This window comes from Tardiphaga sp. OK245 (assembly GCF_900108575.1).
GTDB classification, from domain to species: domain Bacteria; phylum Pseudomonadota; class Alphaproteobacteria; order Rhizobiales; family Xanthobacteraceae; genus Tardiphaga; species Tardiphaga robiniae.
Genome location: NZ_FNWZ01000004.1, coordinates 576,946 through 598,021, shown reverse-complemented (window position 1 = coordinate 598,021; position 21,076 = coordinate 576,946). Strand labels below are relative to the sequence as shown.

Annotated in this window: 19 protein-coding genes; 14 read left to right on the top strand and 5 right to left on the bottom strand. The window is 61.8% G+C overall.

Annotation, left to right across the window (positions count from 1 at the left end):
- Positions 1 to 15: 15 nt before the first annotated feature.
- The gene (locus BLW80_RS21465) at positions 16 to 933 is read right to left on the bottom strand and encodes a LysR family transcriptional regulator (protein WP_093759539.1); all 918 of its coding nucleotides are present in this window, start codon (positions 931 to 933) and stop codon (positions 16 to 18) included.
- Positions 934 to 1,052: 119 nt separating this feature from the next.
- Between BLW80_RS21465 and BLW80_RS21460 the strand changes: the two genes are divergently transcribed.
- The 8 genes from BLW80_RS21460 (at position 1,053) to BLW80_RS21425 (ending at position 7,210) form a co-directional block, all read left to right on the top strand.
- The gene (locus BLW80_RS21460; protein WP_093759538.1) at positions 1,053 to 1,871 is read left to right on the top strand and encodes a putative hydro-lyase; all 819 of its coding nucleotides are present in this window, start codon (positions 1,053 to 1,055) and stop codon (positions 1,869 to 1,871) included.
- A gap of 81 nt (positions 1,872 to 1,952) precedes the next feature.
- Positions 1,953 to 3,203: an ABC transporter substrate-binding protein gene (locus BLW80_RS21455; protein ID WP_068733256.1), complete on the top strand. Its 1,251-nt coding sequence runs from the start codon at positions 1,953 to 1,955 to the stop codon at positions 3,201 to 3,203.
- A 267-nt stretch (positions 3,204 to 3,470) separates the two neighbouring features.
- A complete protein-coding gene (locus BLW80_RS21450) occupies positions 3,471 to 4,304 on the top strand; it encodes a branched-chain amino acid ABC transporter permease (protein WP_210269314.1) in 834 nt (277 codons plus the stop codon).
- On the top strand, positions 4,304 to 5,287 hold the full coding sequence (locus BLW80_RS21445; protein ID WP_170849756.1) for a branched-chain amino acid ABC transporter permease: 984 nt from the start codon (positions 4,304 to 4,306) through the stop codon (positions 5,285 to 5,287). Before BLW80_RS21450 ends, BLW80_RS21445 begins: the two co-directional genes overlap by 1 nt.
- Entirely contained in the window at positions 5,284 to 6,018 is a 735-nt protein-coding gene (locus tag BLW80_RS21440; RefSeq protein WP_068733262.1) for an ABC transporter ATP-binding protein, read from the top strand. Before BLW80_RS21445 ends, BLW80_RS21440 begins: the two co-directional genes overlap by 4 nt.
- A complete protein-coding gene (locus tag BLW80_RS21435) occupies positions 6,002 to 6,706 on the top strand; it encodes an ABC transporter ATP-binding protein (protein ID WP_068733264.1) in 705 nt (234 codons plus the stop codon). The genes BLW80_RS21440 and BLW80_RS21435 overlap by 17 nt, the downstream gene beginning before the upstream one ends.
- Before the next feature lie 52 nt (positions 6,707 to 6,758).
- Positions 6,759 to 6,959 carry a hypothetical protein gene (locus tag BLW80_RS21430; RefSeq protein ID WP_089262367.1) on the top strand — a complete coding sequence of 67 codons (201 nt, stop codon included), beginning with the start codon at positions 6,759 to 6,761 and terminating at the stop codon, positions 6,957 to 6,959.
- Positions 6,956 to 7,210: a ParE family toxin-like protein gene (locus tag BLW80_RS21425; protein WP_093759536.1), complete on the top strand. Its 255-nt coding sequence runs from the start codon at positions 6,956 to 6,958 to the stop codon at positions 7,208 to 7,210. The genes BLW80_RS21430 and BLW80_RS21425 overlap by 4 nt, the downstream gene beginning before the upstream one ends.
- Positions 7,211 to 7,220: 10 nt before the next feature.
- Here BLW80_RS21425 and otnC read toward each other — a convergent pair whose 3' ends face one another.
- A complete protein-coding gene (otnC, locus tag BLW80_RS21420) occupies positions 7,221 to 7,889 on the bottom strand; it encodes a 3-oxo-tetronate 4-phosphate decarboxylase (RefSeq protein WP_170849755.1) in 669 nt (222 codons plus the stop codon).
- Positions 7,890 to 8,022: 133 nt separating this feature from the next.
- Here otnC and ltnD point away from each other — a divergent pair, with 133 nt between their 5' ends.
- The 5 genes from ltnD to BLW80_RS21395 all read left to right on the top strand — a co-directional run bounded on the left by ltnD (position 8,023) and on the right by BLW80_RS21395 (position 15,865).
- Positions 8,023 to 8,940 carry an L-threonate dehydrogenase gene (gene ltnD / locus BLW80_RS21415; RefSeq protein WP_089262361.1) on the top strand — a complete coding sequence of 306 codons (918 nt, stop codon included), beginning with the start codon at positions 8,023 to 8,025 and terminating at the stop codon, positions 8,938 to 8,940.
- Positions 8,941 to 8,957: 17 nt separating this feature from the next.
- Positions 8,958 to 9,740, top strand: a complete 783-nt coding sequence (otnI, locus tag BLW80_RS21410; protein ID WP_093759534.1) for a 2-oxo-tetronate isomerase — start codon at positions 8,958 to 8,960, stop codon at positions 9,738 to 9,740.
- A complete protein-coding gene (gene otnK, locus BLW80_RS21405) occupies positions 9,737 to 11,014 on the top strand; it encodes a 3-oxo-tetronate kinase (RefSeq protein WP_093759533.1) in 1,278 nt (425 codons plus the stop codon). The genes otnI and otnK overlap by 4 nt, the downstream gene beginning before the upstream one ends.
- A gap of 458 nt (positions 11,015 to 11,472) precedes the next feature.
- Positions 11,473 to 14,670, top strand: a complete 3,198-nt coding sequence (locus tag BLW80_RS21400; protein ID WP_093759532.1) for an efflux RND transporter permease subunit — start codon at positions 11,473 to 11,475, stop codon at positions 14,668 to 14,670.
- The gene (locus tag BLW80_RS21395; RefSeq protein ID WP_093759531.1) at positions 14,660 to 15,865 is read left to right on the top strand and encodes an efflux RND transporter periplasmic adaptor subunit; all 1,206 of its coding nucleotides are present in this window, start codon (positions 14,660 to 14,662) and stop codon (positions 15,863 to 15,865) included. Before BLW80_RS21400 ends, BLW80_RS21395 begins: the two co-directional genes overlap by 11 nt.
- Positions 15,866 to 15,928: 63 nt before the next feature.
- Here the strand turns inward: BLW80_RS21395 and BLW80_RS21390 are convergent, their stop codons facing one another.
- Genes BLW80_RS21390 through BLW80_RS21380 form a run of 3 tightly spaced genes read right to left on the bottom strand, consistent with a single transcriptional unit; the run spans position 15,929 to position 19,058 of the window.
- Positions 15,929 to 16,384, bottom strand: coding sequence for a PaaI family thioesterase (locus BLW80_RS21390; protein WP_093760039.1), 456 nt, complete (start codon positions 16,382 to 16,384; stop codon positions 15,929 to 15,931).
- Between the two features lie 5 nt (positions 16,385 to 16,389).
- The gene (locus tag BLW80_RS21385; protein ID WP_093759530.1) at positions 16,390 to 17,907 is read right to left on the bottom strand and encodes an acetyl-CoA acetyltransferase; all 1,518 of its coding nucleotides are present in this window, start codon (positions 17,905 to 17,907) and stop codon (positions 16,390 to 16,392) included.
- A 17-nt stretch (positions 17,908 to 17,924) separates the two neighbouring features.
- Complete coding sequence (locus BLW80_RS21380) at positions 17,925 to 19,058, bottom strand: nitronate monooxygenase (RefSeq protein ID WP_093759529.1); 1,134 nt, start codon at positions 19,056 to 19,058, stop codon at positions 17,925 to 17,927.
- 211 nt (positions 19,059 to 19,269) lie between these two features.
- Here BLW80_RS21380 and BLW80_RS21375 point away from each other — a divergent pair, with 211 nt between their 5' ends.
- The gene (locus BLW80_RS21375) at positions 19,270 to 20,931 is read left to right on the top strand and encodes a flavin-containing monooxygenase (protein WP_093759528.1); all 1,662 of its coding nucleotides are present in this window, start codon (positions 19,270 to 19,272) and stop codon (positions 20,929 to 20,931) included.
- The last annotated feature ends 145 nt before the right edge of the window (positions 20,932 to 21,076 follow it).

The following is a 21,076-nucleotide window of genomic DNA, read 5'->3' as shown; positions in this document are numbered from 1 at the left end:
GAAGAGGCCTGCTTTTCAATGACCCGGCGATGCCGGCTCGTCAACCAATGGGCTGTTCTGCGCCAGTTGCGCAGCAATGCCTGCGACGAGTTCGATTGCGGCCGTGTCGGGTGACGCGAGCCAGCTTGCCGAAAATGTCAGCGGCTGGAGCTGCAGGTTGGTATTGAGCAATTGCAGCCGTCCGTCCGCGAGTTCGTTCTCGATGATGGCTGTCGGGATCAGTGCGATACCTAAGCCCTCAATCGCCATGTGCATCACGGTAGACAGCGACGCGCTGGCGTGCAGCCGGATCGGTGGCAGGTCGGGCCGGTTGAACAGCGAGCGCGCGATCTCGTAGGGCCGGGTCTTGCGCGAGAAGGTGATGATGGGAAATTTCGCGAGGTCATGGATCGAGAGCAGATCATTGCCGAGCCCGAGCGAAGGGCTGGCGAGAAAGCCGACGGGGTAGTCGCACAGCACACGGTTGCGAATGTTGGATGTCGAAAGCGGCCCGAGCACGAAAGCGAGATCGATCTCCTGTGCCTGCAGCCGCGCATTCAGGTTCGGCGTGATATCAACCTCGATTTCGAGCGACAGGTTCGGATACGAGATGTTGACGTGCTTGATCAGCCGCGTCAGCAAAGTGTGGACGATGGTTTCGGCGACGCCGAGCCGCAGCACGCCGCGCATCGCCGAGCGATCGCCAACCGCCGCCATCATCTCGGAGCGCAGGCCGATCAGCTTTTCGGCATAGACCAGCATCTGCCGTCCGGCCGGCGTCGGGGAGGCGATACGGCGGTCACGCTGCAGGAGCCGCACGCCCATCTCGTGCTCCAGTTGCGCGATACGCTGGGAGATTGCCGGCTGGGTCGTGTTGAGCTTCTGGGCCGCGCCGCGGAAGCTGCCGAGATTGACCACCCAGAGAAAAGTCTCCAGCGCCTTGAAGTCCGCCATGGATGCGATCCGGCTATCGATAAGTAGGATTTATGTATGTCAATTAAAAACAACGATTAGACATTATAATAGCCCTGAGTTTCAGTGCGTGTCGAGGCAGAATTAGGCAGGACACTAAGATGGCTATTTCTTCGGCAGCGCAGCAAAGCGACGATCGATCCTCGGGTTTGCCCAGCGCGGTTGCTCGCCGCGAGTATCGCGCGGGCAAATATGGCAGCACCGCCGGAGTAGCCCCGGGTTATGTCCAGGGCAATCTCGTGATTTTGCCGGAAGCCCAGGCCGCAGCCTTTCATCGCTTCTGCCAGCTCAATCCGAAGCCGTGCCCGATCATCGGCATGTCGGATGTCGGCAATCCAAGCATTCCCGCGCTCGGTCTTGATCTCGATATCCGGACTGACATTCCGCAATATGTCGTCTGGAAGGATGGCGAGGCGATTGATCGCCCTTACGAGGTGACGAAGTACTGGCGCGACGATCTCGTGTCTTTCGTCATCGGATGTTCGTATTCGTTCGAGGAAGCCATGATGGCCGACGATCTGCCGATCCGTCATATCGAGCAGGATGTGCTGGTACCGATGTATCGCACCAACATCGCCTGTAAATCCGCAGGCCCGTTCGCCGGGCCGATGGTGGTGTCGATGCGACCGCTGAAGCCGGCTGATGCGATCCGTGCCATCCAGATCACCTCGCGGTTTCCCGCAGTGCATGGCGCGCCGGTACATCTGGGTCTGCCGCAGTCGATCGGCATCAAGGATATCAACAAGCCTGATTACGGCGATGCGGTGCACATCAACGACGATGAAATCCCAGTGTTCTGGGCATGTGGCGTGACGCCGCAAGCCGTCATTGCTGCAGCGCGCGTGCCGTTCGCGATTACGCATGCGCCGGGTGTCATGCTCGTCACGGACCTGAAGAATAAGCACTTGGCTGTTTTATAAGAAGCAGCTTGCCGATCTTTCGGGCTTTACCGTAACCTTGATTAGTTTCATCGATAGCCGCCGGTCACAAAGGACAAAGACATGACGATTTCTCGCCGAAACGTATTGCTTGGAGGCGCCGCTTCCGCCGCGCTGCTGCCTCTCGCCAAGCCTGCGCGCGCGCAGGTCAAGGAAGTCGTGATTGGCGTGATTTATCCGCTGTCTGGCGCCAGCGCGCAAATCGGTGTCGATGCGCAGAAGGCTTTTGAAACGGCTGCCGATATCATCAACAAGGATTACGATTTCGCGTTGCCGATGGCGAAGGGCGAAGGCTTCACCGGGCTCGGCGGCGCCAAGGTGCGTCTCGTTTTCGCCGACCATCAGGCCGATCCGCAGAAGGGCCGCGCTGAAGCCGAGCGTCTCATCACCCAGGAGAAGGTCTCGGCCATTGTCGGCACCTATCAGAGCGCCGTCGCCGTCACTGTCAGCCAGATTTGCGAGCGCTACCAGATCCCGTTCCTGTCGGCCGACAACTCATCGCCAAGCCTGCATCGCCGTGGCTTGAAATATTACTTCCGCGCCGCCCCGCATGACGAAATGTTCTCGACGGCGATGTTCGATTTCTTCGATGCGCTGAAGAAAAAAGGCCAGAAGATCGAGACGCTGGCGCTGTTCCATGAAGACACCATCTTCGGTACGGACTCGGCGAATGCGCAGCTCAAGCTCGCTGCCGACCGCGGTTACAAGATCGTCGCCGACATCAAGTATCGCGCCAATTCGCCGTCACTCACTGCCGAAGTGCAGCAGCTCAAGGCTGCCAATGCCGACGTGCTGATGCCGTCGAGCTACACCACCGACGGCATCCTGCTCATCAAGACCATGGGCGAACTTGGCTACAAGGCCAAGAACATCGTCGCACAGGACGCCGGCTTCTCCGAGAAGGCGCTGTATGATGCGGTCGGTGACAAGATTCCGGGCGTCATCTCGCGCGGTTCGTTCTCACTCGATCTCGCCGCCAAGCGTCCGATGGTCGGCAAGATCAACGACATGTTCAAGGAGAAGTCCGGTAAGGACTTCAACGACTACTCCTCGCGCCAGTTCATGGGCCTGATCGTGATGGCCGACGCCATCAATCGTGCCAAGTCCACCGATGGTGAGAAAATCCGCGAAGCGCTGGTCGCCACCGACATGCCGGGCGAAAGCACGATCATGCCGTGGGCCAAGGTCAAGTTCGACGAGTTGGGCCAGAACAATAACGCCGATCCGGTACTGCTGCAGTATAATGGTGGCAAGTTCGTCACCATCTTCCCGCCGCAGGCCGCCGTGGCGGATGCGATCTGGCCGATGCCGTAAGGCGCGTTCTCTAAACGCATGTGGCGTCGTCGTCGGACTCGACGATGTCATCACATACTCCGGTGTCATCCCCGCCTAGCACGCCGAAGGCGTGCGGGGGGCGGGGATCCATATCCTCCGAAGGATTGGTTTGCACCTGGTCTGACCGGCATCGCCCAGTTGTGATGTCGGTGGTTATGGGTCCCCGCTTTCGCGGGGACGACAGACAGAGAGGATTACTTCGTGACCGCCGCGACCATCATCCAGAGCCTTGCCAGCGGATTGCTGATGGGGCTGCTCTACGGCCTGCTCGCGGTCGGCCTCGCGCTGATCTTCGGGTTGATGGACGTCACCAACTTCGCCCATGGCGAATTCCTGATGTTGGCGATGTATCTCACCTTCTTCCTGTTCATGTTCTGGGCGGTCGACCCACTGCTGTCGATCCCGCTGGTGGCCGCCGGCATGTTCGTGTTCGGCGCGGTGATCTATCTCGTGATCATACGCTTCGCGATGCGGGCCAAGGCCAATATCGGCATGGTGCAGATCTTCGCAACCTTCGGCCTCGCCATTCTGATGCGCGGCCTCGCGCAGTTCTTCTTCACCCCGGATTATCGAAGCATCCCGGCCTCGATGCTCGGCGGCAAGACCATCTCGATCTTCGGCGTGTTCCTGCCGGTGCCGCAGCTGGTCGGCGCGCTGATCTCCATCGCTGCCTTCGGCGCGCTCTACTTCTTCATGAAGAAGACCGATTTCGGTCGCGCGCTTGAAGCGACCCGTGAGGATGCCGGTGCCGTGGCGCTGGTCGGCATCGACAAGAACAAGGTATTCGCCCTCGGCTGGGGCCTCGGTTCCGCGCTGATCGGTCTCGCCGGCGGCGTGATGGCGATCTTCTTCTACATCTATCCCGACGTGGGCGCGTCCTTTGCGCTGATCGCTTACGTCACCGTGGCGCTCGGCGGCTTTGGCAGCGTGTTCGGCGCGTTCGCGGGCGGCATCATCGTCGGTCTGGTCGAGGCGACCACGGCGATGATCCTGCCGCCGTCGCTCAAATCGGTCGGCATCTATGCCGTCTATCTTCTCGTCGTCTTTGTCCGGCCGCGCGGCCTGTTCGGATCGATCTGATGGACAGCTTCACACAGCGTCGCCGCCGCGACCTCATTCTCGCCGCCGCGCTTGCGGCCATCGCCGCCTGCGTGCCGTTCTTCGTCAAGGACGTCTATGTCCAGAACATCATGGTGCTGACCCTGATGTATGCGGCGCTGTCGCAGGCCTGGAACATCCTTGGCGGTTATTGCGGCCAGATTTCGCTCGGCCACGCGCTCTATTTTGGCCTCGGCGCCTATACGACGGCGCTGCTGTTCACCAAATTCGGCGTGCTGCCGTGGTTCGGCATGCTCGGCGGTGGCATCATTTCCGCGCTGATCGCGCTCGCCTTGGGTTATCCGACCTTCCGCCTGCGCGGCCATTACTTCGTCATCGCCACAATCGTCATCGCCGAAATTGGCTTCCTGCTGTTCCACAATTGGGACTATGCCGGTGCGGCGCTCGGCATCGACATCCCGGTGCGCGGCGATAGCTGGGCCAAGTTCCAGTTCACGCGCAGCAAGCTGCCGTTCTATTACTTCGCGCTGGTGTTCTGCTGCGTCGCCTGGTTCATCACCTGGTGGCTGGAAGACTCCAAATGGGGCTTCTGGTGGCGCGCGGTGAAGGATAATCCCGATGCGGCCGAAAGCCTCGGCGTCGTGGTGTTCAATTCCAAGATGGGCGCCGCTGCCGTCTCCGCTTTCCTCACCGCGATCGGCGGCGCTTTCTATGCGCAGTTCGTCTCCTATATCGATCCTGAAAGCGTCATGACCTTCCAGTTCTCGCTGCTGATGGCATTGCCTGCGGTGCTGGGCGGTATCGGCACGCTGTGGGGCCCGGTGCTCGGCGCGGTCATCCTGATCCCGATGACCGAACTGACGCGCTCCTTCATCGGCGGCTCCGGCCGCGGCGTCGATCTCATCCTCTATGGCGCAGTGATCGTCGTGATCTCGCTGGCGCGGCCCGATGGTTTGATCGGCCTGTTCTCGCGACGTCCGGCTTCGAAAGGAGTGCCGCAATGACGACACCTCTTCTCGAAACCCGTGGCGTCTGGCAGCGCTTCGGCGGCCTGATCGCCAATAGCGACGTCTCGATCTCCGTCGGCGCTGGCGAAATCGTCGGCCTGATCGGGCCGAACGGCGCCGGCAAGTCGACGCTGTTCAACCTGATAGCCGGCGTGCTGCCGCCGACGCAGGGCACGATCTGGTTCAACGGCGAGAACGTCACGCAGATGCCGGCGGCGGAACGCTGCCAGCGCGGTATCGCGCGCACCTTCCAGGTGGTGAAGAGCTTCGAGACCATGACCGTGATCGACAACGTCATCGTCGGCGCGCTGATCCGCAACGAAAAGATGCGCGATGCGCGGCGCAAGGCACATGAGGTGCTTGAGTTCTGCGGTCTTGCCCCGCGCGCCGACAAGCTTGCTAGGGATCTCATTCCGTCGGAGAAGCGCCGCCTCGAAGTGGCGCGTGCGCTCGCCACCGAACCGAAGCTCCTGATGCTCGACGAATGTCTCACCGGCCTGACGCCGCTCGAGGCGCAGTCGGGCGTGGCCCTGGTCCGCAAGGTCCGCGAGACCGGCGTCACCGTGCTGATGGTCGAACACGTCATGGAAATCGTCATGCCGCTGGTCGACCGCGCCATCGTGCTCAATCTCGGTAAGAAGCTCGTCGAGGGCAAACCCGCGGATGTCGTGCGGCATCCTGAAGTCATCAGTGCATATCTCGGGGATCGCCATGCTGTCGGTGCGTGAGGCCACCACCGCCTATCAGGGGCTGGTCGCCATTTCGGACGTCACCATCGACGTCGCCAAGGGCGAGATCGTCGCCGTCTGCGGCTCCAATGGTGCCGGCAAGTCGACGCTGATCAAGACCATCGCGGGCGCCGAGCGTCCGCGTTCGGGCACCGTCACCTTCGATGGCGAGCAGATCAACGGCGTGCCGCAGCATCTCATCACCGCGCGCGGCATCGCCTATGTGCCGGAGAACCGCCGGCTGTTTCCGCGGTTGTCGGTGGAAGACAACCTCCGCCTCGGCAGCTACATGTATCGCGGCAAGCCCGATCGCGACGAGCCGTTGAAGCTGGTGTTCGACCTGTTCCCGCGCCTTTCCGAACGTCTCGAGCAGCGCGCCGAAACCCTGTCCGGCGGCGAGCAGCAGATGCTGGCCATCAGCCGCGCACTGATGACCCGTCCGCGCCTGTTGATGCTCGACGAGCCGTCGCAGGGCATCATGCCGAAGCTGGTGGACGAGATCTTTCAGGCGGTCATCAAGATCCGCGACGCGGGCATGACTGTGCTGATCGTCGAGCAGCGCATGGCCGAAGTGCTGGAGATCGCCGACCGCGCCTATATCCTGCAGACCGGCCGCGTCCAGATGCAGGGCAAGGCCTCGGAGATTGCGACCAATCCGGATGTGCGCAAGGCGTATCTGGGGCTGTAAGTCCCGGAATTGTCCCGTTTAAAGCCGCTGACGAACGTGTTATCGTTCTTGGATGAGCAACGTCGAAGACATCGAGAAGGCGATCGAGAATCTGCCACCGGCAGAGCTAGCGCAATTCCGTGCCTGGTTCGAGGCTTTTGACGCCGAAGTGTTCGATCAAAAGATTGCTGCTGATGCATCGTCAGGGAAGCTGGACGGCTTGGCCGAGCAAGCTCTGAACGGCTACAGCCAAGGCCGCGCGCGCGACCTGTGAAACACCTCGCCAGTCCGGAATTCTGGGCGGCATATCAGCGATTACCCGTTCGCGTTCGTTCATTGGCAGACAAGAATTTTGCACTGCTGAAAAGTAACCCCAGTCACCCTTCGCTGCACTTGAAGAAGATCGGCCGCTACGTTTCGGCGCGCGTTGGCCTGCGTTATCGGGCTTTGGCCGTTGAGGTTGATGATGGTTTGCTATGGTTCTGGATTGGATCGCACGCCGACTACGATCAACTCCTTAAATGAGCCGCCTGGCTCAATCGTGCCCATGCGCGTCATGATCGGGCAGAACCAGCCCGAACGTCGCCACCAGGTCCTTCACTTGTGCCGGCGTCAGGTGCCGCGGGTTGAGCCCGCGCAGCAGCAGATAGAGTTTCGCGGTTTCTTCGAGTTCCTCGATAGCATAGACCGCTGCTTCCAGCGTGTCGCCGGACACCACCGGGCCGTGATTGGCCAGCAGCACCGATGAATATTTGCCGGCGAGGCCCTTGATGGCATCGGCGACCGCGGGATCGCCCGGCCGATAATACGGCACCAGGGCCGTCGCGCCACATTTCATCAGGTAATAGGGCGTCATCGGCGGCAGCACCGCGCGTGGGTCGATCTCCGGCAGCATCGACACCGCGACCGAATGGGTCGAATGCAGATGCACCACGGCGCGGGCGGCGCTGCGGGTCTCATACAGCGCCGTATGCAGCGGAACCTCTTTGGTCGGCGCATCGCCGGACATGAGGCGGCCGTTACTGTCGAGGCGCGACAACCGGGCCGGATCGAGTGAGCCCAGTGACGCATTGGTCGGGCTCACGAGCCAGCCGCCGTCATCGCAGCGCACACTGATATTGCCTGATGAGCCCGGCGTCAGCCCGCGGTCGAACAGCGAGCGGCCGAGCCGGCAGATCTCTTCACGCAGCTTTGTGTCAGTCACCGGATGTCCTCGGTCTTTTCTTGGCATTTCCTCGTGATGCTTTTTCCCACGCTTTGGCATGATGGCCAAGCCGTGTTACCGAGAGGCAAGGCCGCCTCAAGCTGGTCATCGAGGACCCCTAGGGAATTGCCGCATGTCACCTGCATCTGAGAAACCACGCGTCGCCGTTATTGGTCTGGGGTCGATGGGTTATGGCATGGCCCTGTCGCTCAAGAAGGCCGGCTTCACGGTGACTGGCTGCGACGTCTCGGCGGATGCGGTGAAGCGCTTCGTGGCCGACGGAGGGCAGGGCGCTGATACCCCGGCCGGTGCCGCGCAGGGCGCGGATATCGTCATCAGTGTCGTCGTCAATGCCGCGCAGACGGAGACCATCCTGTTCGGGACGGACGGCGTTGCCGAAACGCTGCCGAAAGGTGCGGTATTCGTATCGTCCGCGACGATGGATCCCGATGTCGCCCGCCGCCTCGCCGGGGATCTCGAAGCCACCGGCCGACATTACCTCGATGCCCCGATCTCCGGCGGTGCACAGCGTGCGGCGCAGGGCGAACTCACCATTCTTGCCTCCGGCAGCGAGGCTGCCTTTGCCAAGGCGCGGCCGGCGCTCGATGCGATGGCCGCCAAGCTCTACGAACTCGGCGATGCCGCCGGGCAGGGCGCCGCTTTCAAGATGATCAACCAGCTCCTCGCAGGCGTACATATCGCCGCCGCCTCGGAAGCCATCGCGTTTGCCGCCAAGCAGGGTCTCGATATCCGCAAGGTCTATGAGGTGATCACCGCCTCCGCCGGCAACTCCTGGATGTTCGAGAACCGCATGCCGCATGTGCTCGATGGCGATTACACGCCGCGCAGCGCGGTCGATATCTTCGTCAAGGATCTCGGCATCATCCAGGACATGGCGCGTACAGCGAAATTCCCCGTGCCGGTCTCCGCTGCGGCTTTGCAGATGTTTCTGATGACCTCGGCGTCAGGCATGGGCCGCGATGACGACGCGTCGGTGGCGCGGATGTATGCCAAGGTCACCGGTACCAAGCTGCCGGGCGAGTCGAATTAAGAACAAGAGGACGATCGATGCCCCGCTTCGCCGCCAATCTCAGCATGATGTTTAACGAACACGCATTCCTCGATCGCTTCGATGCCGCGGCCAAGGCAGGCTTTACTGCGGTGGAGTTCCTGTTCCCCTACGAGCATCCGCCGGAAGCGATTGCCGAACGACTGGAACGCAACGGGCTCAAGCAGGTGCTGTTCAATCTGCCACCGGGCGACTGGAATGCCGGCGAAAAGGGTTTTGCCGCACGTCCCGACAAGTTCGATGAGCTCCGGCAGAGCATTCACACGGCACTGCCTTATGCCCTGGCCACCAATGTCCGCCGCCTGCACATGATGGCGGGTCTCGCCGATCGCCGCGATCCGAAGGCCGTCGCGGCCTTCCGCAAATCTGTTGAATGGGCCGCGAATTTTCTCGGCGAACATGGCGTCGACGTGGTGATTGAGCCGATCAACCCGCGCGACGTGCCCGGGTATTTTCTCAACGACTTCATGTTCGCGCGCGACATCATCGCCGACATGAAGATTCCGAATCTCGGGCTGCAGTTCGATATCTATCACTGCCAGATCATTCATGGTGACGTCACGATGCGGCTGCGCGAGATGCTGCCGTGGATCGGGCATATCCAGATCGCCAGCGTGCCGTCGCGCAACGAGCCGTCCGGCGAGGAACTGAACTATCCGTTCCTATTCGATGAACTCGACCGGCTCGGCTACGACAATTATGTCGGTTGCGAATATCGCCCGGCCGGCGACACGGTCGCAGGACTTGGCTGGTTCAAGCCCTATGCCGGAGTGAAAGCATGACGCTGGCGCTGGGCTGCATCGCTGACGACTACACTGGTGCGTCCGACCTGGCCAACACGCTGACCCGCTGCGGTCTGCGCACGGTGCAGACCATCGGCATTCCTGCTGATGATCTGCAGCTGCCAGACGTCGATGCCGTTGTAGTATCGCTGAAGAGTCGCTCGATCGCGGCCAGCAAGGCGGTCGAGAAATCGCGCGCCGCCGAAAAATGGATGCGCAGCCGCGGCGCGGATCATGTGCTCTTCAAGATCTGTTCGACATTCGATTCCACCGATGCCGGCAATATCGGCCCGGTGATGGATGCGCTGCGGATCGATTCCGGCGACAACGTCGTGCTGGTGACGCCGGCATTCCCCGAGACCGGTCGGACGGTCTATCAGGGCAATCTGTTCGTTGGCTCCGTGCCGCTGAACGAGAGTCCGCTGAAGGATCACCCGCTCAATCCGATGCACGACTCCAATCTCGTCCGTGTGCTGGCGCGGCAGAGCGCGACAAATATCGGGCTGGTCGATCTCGGAGTTGTCGCCTGCGGCGCCGACGTGGTGCGGACGCATCTCGATGGACTGTCGGAGAATGGCTTTGGCGCGGCGATCATCGACGCGGTGTTTGCCAGCGATCTGGAAACCATCGGTGCGGTCGCCCTGGGTCATCGCGTCTCGGTCGGTGCGTCCGGTATGGGGCTTGGTCTCGCGCGTGCGCTGGTCGCGTCCGGCCGCGTCAAGGCGAATGCGGCGACCTCGATCAAGGATACGCCTGTGGGTGGCGCTGCAGCCTGTCTGGCCGGCAGTTGCTCGCAGGCGACGCTGCAGCAGATCGCGCGCGCCGAACAGGTGATGCCGGTGCTGCATCTCGATCCCGAACAGGTGATGGCCGGCGGCGCGGAAGTTCAGCGCGCGCTCGGCTGGGCCAAAGAGCGGTTGAGCAAAGGCCCGGTCCTGATCGCCAGCAGTTCGACGCCGGATCAGGTGACGGCGCTGCAAAAGCGCCATGGCCGCGATGCCGCGGGGCATGCCATCGAGCAGGCGATGGCCGATCTCGCCGAAGGTCTCGTCCGCGCCGGCGTACAACGGCTCGTCGTGGCTGGTGGCGAGACATCCGGCGCTGTCGTGGATCGTTTGGGCATTCCGGGTTTTCTGGTCGGTGCGGAAATCGCCGCCGGTGTGCCGGTGTTGCGCGCGGTCGGTGCGGCGGAGCGCCAGATGCTGCTGGCGCTGAAGTCCGGCAATTTCGGCGGACCGGCTTTTTTTGAAGATGCGCTTGGCCTGATGACCTGATGGATGTCGCCCAATCCCGGGGCGACAGGCTGCCCGAATAGGCAGGGCGCTGCTTGCGCCGCGCGCATTACAGATAGTTCATCTTGACCGGCTCGTGACACTTCTGGTGTCACGGGCCGCAGCCGCGTCTTTTTAAACCTAAAACTGTTGTGCGGACGCCACGGCGGCCCGGAAACAATTAACAATACCGCTGAAGTGAATTGCCGTGAGGCTTCGCGCGTTAGCTATTTTGTCGCAGGTCGGGTAAATCTGGTGGCGTGGACAGGCCGGGAAACCGCTCGTTCGCAGCCCTTCATGCAAAGAGGATTGCCCGTTCATTCATGAACCGAGCCGATAGGCTTATGCCGGCCCGGCTCACTAATCGGATGCGGACGATCTCTCTAAACAGGTGAATTCGATCGTGGGCAGGCGGGCTTCCGCAGTGCCCCTCTCGTCAATGTATCGAGGACTACCCGTTCATGATCTCGTTGGTGCGCATCGCCCTGACCCGGCCTTACACCTTTGTGGTGCTGGCCCTGCTGTTGCTGATTGTCGGGCCGCTGGCCGCACTTCGCACGCCAACCGATATTTTCCCGGATATTCGCATCCCCGTCATCGGCGTGGTCTGGCAGTATACCGGCCTTCCTCCGGACCAGATGTCGGGCCGTATCACCACGCCGTTCCAGCGTGCACTGACCACCACGGTCAATGACATCGAGCATATCACCGCCAATTCCTATGCCGGCTTCGGCATCATCAAGATCTTCTTCCAGCCCAATGTCGACATCCGCACCGCCAACGCGCAGGTCACCGCGATCTCGCAGACGCTGATCAAGCAGTTGCCGCCCGGCGCCACGCCCCCGCTGATCCTGAACTATTCGGCCTCGACGGTGCCGATCATCAACGTCGCATTGTCGGGTGACGGTCTCACAGAACAGAACCTCGCGGATATCGGCATCAATCAGCTCCGTACGCCGCTGGTCACCGTGCCAGGTGCCGCGATCCCATATCCGTTTGGCGGCAAACAGCGTCAGATCCAGATCGATCTCAATCCGGGCGCGCTACAGGCGCGTGGTCTCTCGGGTCAAGACGTCGCCAATGCATTGGCGGCGCAGAACCTGATCACGCCGGTCGGCACGCAGAAGATCGGCGAATTCGAATACACGATCAATCTCAACAACTCGCCGCTGAAGATCGAAGAGCTCGGACGGTTGCCGATCAAGAGCGTTAACGGCGCCATGGTCTATGTGGATGACGTCGCCACCGTGCGCGATGGCAATCCGCCGCAGACCAATATCGTGCATGTGGATGGCAATCGTTCGGTGCTGATGCAGGTGCTGAAGGCGGGCTCGGTTTCCACGCTCGATATCATCTCCGGTATCAAGCAGAAGGTGATCGATTATCGCGCCGCGCTGCCGGACGCATTGAAGATCAGCTATATCGGTGACCAATCCGGCTTCGTGCGCGGCGCCATCGAAGGTGTGGCCGTGGAAGGCGTCATCGCGGCCTTGCTGACCTCGGTGATGATCCTGTTGTTCCTCGGCAGCTGGCGCTCCACGGTCATCATCGCGGTGTCGATCCCGCTGGCGGTGCTCGGTGCCATCATCATGCTGTCTATGATCGGCGAAACGCTGAACATCATGACGCTGGGCGGTCTGGCGCTCGCCGTCGGCATTCTCGTCGACGATGCCACGGTGACCATCGAGAACATCAACTACCATCTGGAGCAGGGCAAGGACGTTGAGACCTCGATCATGGACGGTGCCGCGCAGATCGTGACGCCGGCATTCGTGTCGCTGCTGTGTATCTGTATCGTCTTCGTGCCGATGTTCTTCCTGAACGGCATCGCGCGCTTCCTGTTCGTGCCGATGGCCGAAGCGGTGATGTTCGCGATGGTCTGGTCGTTCCTGCTGTCGCGCACGCTGGTGCCGACCATGGCGAAATATCTGCTGCAGCCGCATGTCCACCATGAGGGCGAGAAGCCGCCGACCCGCAATCCGCTGGTGCGTTTCCAGCGTGGCTTCGAAGCCGGCTTCGAGCGTATCCGTGGCGGCTATCACGGCCTGCTGGATATGGCGCTGGCGCGGCGCCCCGTTTTTGTGATCGGCTTCCTCGGCGTCGTCGGCGTGTCGTTTCTGCTGGTGCCGTTCCTTGGCCGCAACTTCTTCCCATCGGTCGATGGCGGCGCCATCCTGATGCATGTCCGCGCCCAGGTCGGCACACGCATCGAGGAAACCGCGAACCAGTTCGCCGATATCACCAAGGCGGTGCGCAAGATCATCCCGCCGGATCAGATCGAGACCATGACCGACAATATCGGCATGCCCGTCTCCGGCATCAATCTCACCTATAACAACACCGGCGTGATCGGCCCGCAGGATGGTGACTTCCAGATCAAGCTGAAGGAAGGCCACAGGCCGACCGAGGAATATGTGCGGCTATTGCGCGAGCAACTGCCGCGGCAGTTCCCGGGCGTCAGCTTTGCCTTCCTGCCCGCCGACATCGTCAGCCAGATCCTGAACTTCGGCGCTCCGGCCCCGATCGACCTGCAGATCCGCGGTGCGAATCTCGCGGCGAACTTCGAATATGCCAACAAGCTGCTCGGCAAGATCCGTCGCATTCCCGGCATTGCCGATGCACGGCTCCAGCAGTCGCCGAACAATCCCGGCTTCAACATCGATGTCGACCGCACCCGTGCGCAATATGTCGGCCTGACCGAGCGAGATGTCACCAACAGCCTCGTGGTCAACCTCGCCGGTTCATCGCAGGTCGCGCCGACCTATTATCTCAATCCCGATAACGGCGTGTCCTATTCGATCGTGATGCAGACACCGCAATACAAGCTGGATTCGCTGGGTGCGCTGGAAACACTGCCGATCACGGCAGTGAATGCCAGCAACAATACGCCCATGCTCGGCGGCATTGCGAACATCAACCGCTCGGCCTCGAATGCCGTGGTGTCGCAATATGACATCCAGTCCATGGTGCAGATCTATGCCACCACGCAGGGCCGCGATCTCGGCTCAGTGTCCAACGATATCTACAAGGCGCTGGAAGAAACCAAAGCGGATGTGCCGAAGGGCAGCAATGTGGCATTGCTCGGTCAGGTGCAGACCATGAATAGCGCCTTCGCTGGCCTATTGTTCGGCCTGCTGGGCGCCATCGTGCTGATCTATCTGCTGATCGTCGTGAACTTCCAGTCCTGGTCCGATCCGTTCGTGATCATCACCGCGCTGCCGGCGGCATTGGCCGGCATCGTCTGGATGCTGTTCACGACGCAGACGACGCTGTCGGTTCCTGCACTGACCGGTGCTATCATGTGTATGGGTGTCGCAACGGCCAATTCGGTGCTGGTGATTTCCTTCGCCCGCGAGCGCTACGCCATCCTCGGCGACCCCATTAAGGCTGCATCCGAAGCCGGTTTCGTCCGGTTCCGCCCGGTGCTGATGACCGCCCTCGCCATGATCATCGGTATGGCGCCGATGGCGCTGGGGCTGGGCGAAGGCGGTGAGCAGAATGCGCCACTTGGCCGCGCTGTGATCGGCGGCCTGATTTTTGCTACCATCGCCACGCTGATGTTCGTGCCGGTGGTGTTCAGCATGGTTCACAAGAAACAGCAGCCGGAAAATCAGCCTGTGGCTGACGTGGCTACCTCGGAGACTTTGCATGCCCACTGAGCAGACCCCCCCGGTGTCACGCCGCAAGCTCGGCCTGGTCGGAGTGATTGGCCTGTGCGCCGCCGGCGCCATCGTCGTCACCGGCATCATGGCCCGGGCCAAGACCGAGACCGAGCTGAAGGCCTGGACCGACGATCAGGCAATCCCGACCGTCGCTGTGGCTCCGCCGGATGCCCGGGTCCTCAACGCGACGCTCGATCTCCCCGGCCGGCTCGAGGCCTATTACCGCGCGCCGATTTTCGCCCGCGTCTCAGGCTATCTGAAGAGCTGGAGCGCCGATATTGGCGCACAGGTCAAATCCGGCCAGGTGATCGCCGAGATCGAAGCCCCGGACCTCGATCAGCAGTTGTTGCAGGCTCGCGCTGACCTCGTCAGCCAGCAGTCCAGCGCCAAACTGTCGGAAGCGACGCTGAACCGCCGCAAGACGCTGGTCGCGTCGAATTTCGTCTCGGCGCAGGAAATCGACGAACGCACCGCCGATCTGAACAATAAACGGGCCGCCGTGAATTCCGGCCAGGCCAATGTCGAACGTCTGGAAGCGCTGGCCGGTTACAAGAAGATCACCGCGCCGTTCGATGGTGTCGTGACCCAGCGCAACACCGACGTCGGCGCGCTGATCTCGGGCGGCACCGGCACTGGCGCCGCAATGTTCGTAGTGTCCGATATCAAGAAGCTGCGCGTTTATGTGGACGTACCACAGAACTATGTGCCGGCGATCAGGGTTGGTGCCAAGGCGATCATCAGCGTACCCGATCATCCGAACAAGACATTTCCGGCCACGGTGGAGGCCTCGTCGCAAGCTGTCGATGTGGCGTCGGGTGCCACGCGTATGCAGCTCGTGCTCGACAATCCAAATGGCGAGTTGCTGCCGGGCGGCTATGCGAATGTGAAGATGAGCCTGTCGCGCGACTCCGCGCCGCTCCATGTTCCGGCCTCGGCGTTGATTTTCAACAAGAGCGGTATGCGTGTCGCGACCGTTGGACCGGACGACAAGATCCTGTTCAAGACCGTGACGATCGCCCGCGACCTTGGCCGCGACATCGAACTCGCGTCGGGCATCACCGCAGACGATCGTATTGTCATCGCGCCGCCGGATGGTCTCAGCGACGGCGACAAGGTCCGCATCACCGGCGGCAACGCGCCGAAAGCCGGCAAACCGACGGCAGAGTCCGAGAAGAAGGAAGTGAAGGGCTAAGGCGCAGATGCAGCGCTATGCCGGCTCGCATGGCCGGCACAGCGCTCGTTCGCTTGTTATCGCCTAGTGCGCGATGCCTTCGCGGTCGAACAGCGCCATCAAGGTGCAGCTCATCGTTGCGATCAGCTTCTCCTCGCCTTGATCCACGGCAAAAGCTTGCCCATCGCAGACCGTAATGGTTCTGCCGGGCTTGAGAACGTGAGCCCGGAACAGGAAGTGCTCGCCGCGCGCTGGGGCCAGAAAATTGGTCTTGAATTCAACGGTTAGCACGGCGGCATTGTCAGGCATCAGCGAGAAGGCGGCATATCCGCAGGCCGTATCCAGCGCTGTCGTGATGATGCCGGCGTGAATGAACCCGTGCTGCTGCGTATAAGCGATATTATACGGCATTTTGAGCTCGACTTCGCCGGCTGCCTGGCGCGCAACTTCGATGCCCAGCGTCGCCATTGCGGTCTGGCGTGCGAAACTCGCCTGGACGCGAGTCTCGAAATTTTCATCCTTCGGAATGAATTTGGTCATCTGGCCTATGATGCCTTTCGCCACTCCAGCACGCCATCAGCCGCCTTGCTGATCGCACCTGAAGATCCCACCGGCGTCTTGTCCTGATCCATCAGGAACGCCAGCGTTGCCTGGTCTTGCACCGGCACGCGCGCCAGCGCGCGTTCATTGGCAGCAGTGCGCAAGATCACCACGCCGTGCTCGATCTCGCCGCCACGGCCATAGATCACGGTGAAGCTCTCGACGGTGCCGTTGCCCGACGCCTCGATCACATAGGCCGGGACCGGCTTGCGGTTGCGGTCGGCATCCGCCTGCACATTGGTGTCCTGCGCAATCGCCGTCTTGGGCATGTCCTTCGACACCACCAGCGCGTGGTGTTTGGTGACGAAGCCGCCTTGCGCGTAGAGCAATCCAGTCTTGGTGCCGGCGCGGATTTTGCGGACCATCGCGCAGGCGGCATGCGCCATATAGTCGTTCAGCGGTGCGCCAAAGAAGGTGAGACCGCCGGTCACAGTCGGTTGCACGTCGCTGCCAAGGCCGAGGGTGCGGCGGGCCATCTTGGGCACGCAGGGGAAGCAGCTATAGAGCTCGATGGCGCCGAAATTCTTGCCAGAGCCGCCAACCAGATCCATCGCGACTTTCAGCACGGCATTCTGCGCGTGGCTTTCGACATACTGATCGCGATCAAGATAGTCACGCGGCTCTTCGGCCGAGGCGCCGCCCCAGATATGCACGATGCGATCCTCGGGTACGCCGGCAGCGCGCGCCTTGGCAAGGCTGGTGACGAGGATGGCGGCCGACTGGTTCACCATCGGATTGGCGACCATCAGCTTGGTATAGGGCCAGGCGATCAGCCGATTGTCTGGCGTCGGCGTTGTGATCTCGTCGGGCGTGTAAGCCTTCTTGATCCACGCTTCGGGATTGGTCGCGGCGACGCCTGCATAGCGTGACCACAACTCGCCGGATTCGCGATGCGCCTCCCGCGGCGTCTGGCCCCAATGCGCGGCGGAGGCGGCTTCATAGAACGGGTAGACCGTGACCGGTTTGGCCACGCCAAGTTTGGTGGCCATCGGCTTCTGATAGTTGGCACCGCGGAGCGGCTCCGGCGCATCCTTGGCGAATGGAGTCCAAGGCAGATCCACCTTGGCACGTTCGGCCTTGGTGGCAGTGCCCTGCGATTCCGCGCCGGTGATCGCCGCGACCTGGGATTCGCCGCGCGCGATCCGCTTGGCTGCTTCATGAATGTAACGGATCGGACTCTCGCCGCCGACCGGACCGTAATAGGCGTGCTTCGGCGCGATGCCGAGCTTCTCGCTGAGCTGCTTCTCCGGCGCGGTGTAGCGCCAGCTCAGGAAGTTCACGATGTCGAGCGAGTCGACATCCCCAAGCAGCTTCCCGCCAGAGTAGTGCTCCGCGCGCTTCAGCGCCTCGATCATCAGCGCGAGCGGCTCGAGACCTTCGGCGAGCTCCTTCGGATGATCCGAGAATTCGCCGACGCCGACGATGACGGGGATGCGGTCTTCAGCTTGGTTCGACACTGCCATTGTTCTTGCTCTTGCCTCTATTCGGAAACCAGCATGGTGAGGTGCTCCGCCGCTTCGGCAAAGTCCTCCTTGAATTCCTGCACAACTGCGCCTGCCGACTTGACGCTGTCAATCAGGCCGACGCCCTGGCCCACGAAATAGCTGACCAGATCCCGTGCCTGCGCATTGCCGGCCGCGGCCGAACGGTCGATAGAGGCGAAGGCGTCGCGGCTGATCAGGCTTTGGAGCGGCATCGGCAGTGCGCCTGGGCTGCCTTCGCCACGATCCCAGGCATCGGTCCAGACCGAGCGCAACTGCCGCGCGGGCTTGCCGGTACGGCCCCTGGAGCGGATCGCATCGCGCGACGAGGCGGCAATCATCTTCTCGCGAAAGATTTCGGAGGTTTCGGATTCCGTGGTCGCGAGCCACACCGAACCGGTCCAGACGCCTGCCGCGCCCATCGCCATACAGCCGGCCATCTGCCGCCCGGTCATGATGCCGCCGGCGGCGAGCACCGGGACCTCGCGCATCGGCTTGATGGCCTTGATCACCTCCGGTACCAGCACCATGGTCGAGACCTCGCCGCAATGGCCGCCGGCCTCGGTGCCCTGCGCCACGAGAATATCGACGCCGGCCGCAACCTGGCGGATCGCATGTTCCTTGGCGCCGACCAGTGCCGCCACCGGCACGCCATGCGCCTTGCCCATCTCGATCATCGCCTTCGGCGGCACGCCGAGTGCATTGGCGATCAGCCGGATCGGATGATTGAAGGAGACGTCGAGCAGTCGCAGTGCAGTCTCGCCATCGAATGGCTGCGGCTGATCGGAGGAGACTTCGGTGATCTTGAGATCGACGCCGTATTTCTTCAGCAGGCTCCTGGTGAAAGCGCGATGTTCCGGCGTGATGCGGCGCTCCAGCGATTTCCAGGTGACGTCCTTCTCGCCGGCGGTGGAGATGTTCTCCGGGATCAGCACGTCGATGCCGTAGGGCTTGCCATCGACATGATCGTCGATCCACCTCAGTTCCTGCTCCAGCGTCTCCGGCGAATGCGCGGTGGCGCCGAGCACACCGAAGCCGCCGGCGCGGCTGACGGCAGCAACCACATCGCGGCAATGGCTGAAGGCGAGTAGCGGAAACGCGATGCCCAGCATCTCGCAGATCGGCGACTTCATCGGCGTGTCTCCCTGAATCTCTTGTGACCCGCTTCATGTGGCGAGTTCGTGATGAACGCTAGCGTATGGGGAAGGGCGATGCCAAGCGGACGAGCGGCATTCCGCCTGGCAAAATACCGGGGCAACGACGCCCGATTTCCTGCTTGCGCTTTCGCGTTATGCGGGAAATGCTGCCTGTAACAAGCAAAGCAAAAAATACGGGAGTGAACGCATGGCCGCTGCTCAGCCGCAACCTGTCTCGCATCAGAACGCGCGTATCGATGTCGTGGTCGTCGGCGCCGGATTCGCGGGGCTTTATCTGCTGCACAAGCTGCGCAGCCTCGGTCTCCATGTGAAAGTCTTCGAACAGGGCGGCGATGTCGGTGGCACCTGGTACTGGAACCGCTATCCCGGCGCGCGCTGCGATGTCGAGAGTATGCAGTATTCGTTTTCGTTCGATGACAAATTGCAGCAGGAGTGGGACTGGAGCGAGCGCTATGCGCCGCAACCGGAAATCCTGCGCTATGCCGGCCATGTCGCCGATCGCTACGATCTGCGGAAGGACATCCAGTTTAATACGACGGTGAAATCCGCGGTATTCGATGAGCGCGCCAATCGATGGACGGTAACGACCTCCGATGGTCAGACCACCACCGCGCAGCATGTCGTGCTCGCGACGGGGTGCCTGTCGAATGCGCGTACGCCCGAATTCAGGGGCATGAAGGATTTCAAGGGCAAGGTCTATCACACCGGCAACTGGCCGCATGAGACAGTCGATTTCACCGGTCTGCGCGTCGGCGTCATCGGCACCGGCTCGTCAGCAATCCAGTCGATCCCGCTGATCGCCGAACAGGCGAGCCAGCTCACTGTGTTCCAGCGCACCGCAAATTTCAGCGTGCCGGCGCGCAACGCGCCGCTCACCGATGATGAGCGCAAATCGTTTCGCGACAACTATCCGGAGATTCGCCGGCAGGCGCGTGAGGATTTCAAGAACGGCATCGTGCAGCCGATTCCGGACCGCGGCGCGCTCGACGATCCGGAGCATGAAAGGCGTGAGAAGTATCATGCGCGGTGGACATCGGGCGGACTTACCTTCATGGGCGTCTACAATAACCTGGTCCTGGATCAGCGCGCCAACGATACCGCTGCCGATTTTATCCGCGAGAGAATCTCAGAGATTGTCAGCGATCCCGAAACGGCAAGGCTGCTGCAGCCGACCGATCATCCGGTTGGTTCAAAGCGTATCTGCGTCGACACAGATTACTATGCGACCTTCAATCGCCCGCATGTGACGCTGGTCGATATCAAGGCCCATCCGATCGAGCAGATTCTGCCGAATGCCGTGCGCACCGGCGGCAAGGATTACGAGGTCGACGCGCTGGTGCTTGCCACCGGTTTCGACGCGATGACCGGCTCGGTCGCCAAGATCGACATTCGCGGCCGCAGCGGCCAGACGCTGAATGACAAATGGGCGGAAGGCCCGCGAACCTATCTCGGCTTGATGAGCGCCGGCTTCCCGAACCTCTTTATAGTCACCGGCCCCGGCTCGCCGTCTGTGCTGTCGAACATGATCGTGTCCATTGAGCAGCATGTCGACTGGATCACCGACTGCCTTAGCTACATGCGTAACCGTGGCGCAGAGGTGATCGAGGCGACGCATCCCGCGGAGGACAAGTGGGTCGCGCATGTCAACGAGGTGGCGGCCGGCACGCTCTATCCCCAAGCCAATTCCTGGTACATGGGTGCGAATATTCCCGGCAAGCCGCAGATATTCATGCCCTATATCGGCGGCGTCGGTGTCTACCGGCAGATCTGCAACGATATTGCCGCGAAGGACTATGAGGGATTTGCGATGACGGTGGGGGCGCGGCCAAAGGAGGCCGTGGCGTCGTAGAAGAGGGCGACTTTCTTTCCCTCTCCCCCAGCGCAGCGAAGCTGCGCGCAGTGGGAGAGGGGGGATCGAACGCGCAAAGCGCGTTCGAGACGGGAGAGGGTCAGCCGCAAGCTCCGAGTCCAGCACCCCTCTCCCGCCTTCGCTT

What these genes read in the sequence shown, in the direction of transcription:
- otnI (WP_093759534.1), top strand. Translation starts at nt 8,958, where the DNA reads ATGCCCCGCTTCGCCGCCAATCTCAGCATGATGTTTAACGAACACGCA.
- BLW80_RS21455 (WP_068733256.1), top strand. Translation starts at nt 1,953, where the DNA reads ATGACGATTTCTCGCCGAAACGTATTGCTTGGAGGCGCCGCTTCCGCC.
- BLW80_RS21400 (WP_093759532.1), top strand. Translation starts at nt 11,473, where the DNA reads ATGATCTCGTTGGTGCGCATCGCCCTGACCCGGCCTTACACCTTTGTG.
- BLW80_RS21435 (WP_068733264.1), top strand. Translation starts at nt 6,002, where the DNA reads ATGCTGTCGGTGCGTGAGGCCACCACCGCCTATCAGGGGCTGGTCGCC.
- BLW80_RS21380 (WP_093759529.1), bottom strand. Translation starts at nt 19,058, where the DNA reads ATGAAGTCGCCGATCTGCGAGATGCTGGGCATCGCGTTTCCGCTACTC.
- ltnD (WP_089262361.1), top strand. Translation starts at nt 8,023, where the DNA reads ATGTCACCTGCATCTGAGAAACCACGCGTCGCCGTTATTGGTCTGGGG.
- otnK (WP_093759533.1), top strand. Translation starts at nt 9,737, where the DNA reads ATGACGCTGGCGCTGGGCTGCATCGCTGACGACTACACTGGTGCGTCC.
- BLW80_RS21395 (WP_093759531.1), top strand. Translation starts at nt 14,660, where the DNA reads ATGCCCACTGAGCAGACCCCCCCGGTGTCACGCCGCAAGCTCGGCCTG.
- BLW80_RS21465 (WP_093759539.1), bottom strand. Translation starts at nt 933, where the DNA reads ATGGCGGACTTCAAGGCGCTGGAGACTTTTCTCTGGGTGGTCAATCTC.
- BLW80_RS21430 (WP_089262367.1), top strand. Translation starts at nt 6,759, where the DNA reads ATGAGCAACGTCGAAGACATCGAGAAGGCGATCGAGAATCTGCCACCG.
- BLW80_RS21445 (WP_170849756.1), top strand. Translation starts at nt 4,304, where the DNA reads ATGGACAGCTTCACACAGCGTCGCCGCCGCGACCTCATTCTCGCCGCC.
- BLW80_RS21440 (WP_068733262.1), top strand. Translation starts at nt 5,284, where the DNA reads ATGACGACACCTCTTCTCGAAACCCGTGGCGTCTGGCAGCGCTTCGGC.
- BLW80_RS21375 (WP_093759528.1), top strand. Translation starts at nt 19,270, where the DNA reads ATGGCCGCTGCTCAGCCGCAACCTGTCTCGCATCAGAACGCGCGTATC.
- BLW80_RS21390 (WP_093760039.1), bottom strand. Translation starts at nt 16,384, where the DNA reads ATGACCAAATTCATTCCGAAGGATGAAAATTTCGAGACTCGCGTCCAG.
- BLW80_RS21385 (WP_093759530.1), bottom strand. Translation starts at nt 17,907, where the DNA reads ATGGCAGTGTCGAACCAAGCTGAAGACCGCATCCCCGTCATCGTCGGC.
- BLW80_RS21450 (WP_210269314.1), top strand. Translation starts at nt 3,471, where the DNA reads ATGGGGCTGCTCTACGGCCTGCTCGCGGTCGGCCTCGCGCTGATCTTC.
- BLW80_RS21460 (WP_093759538.1), top strand. Translation starts at nt 1,053, where the DNA reads ATGGCTATTTCTTCGGCAGCGCAGCAAAGCGACGATCGATCCTCGGGT.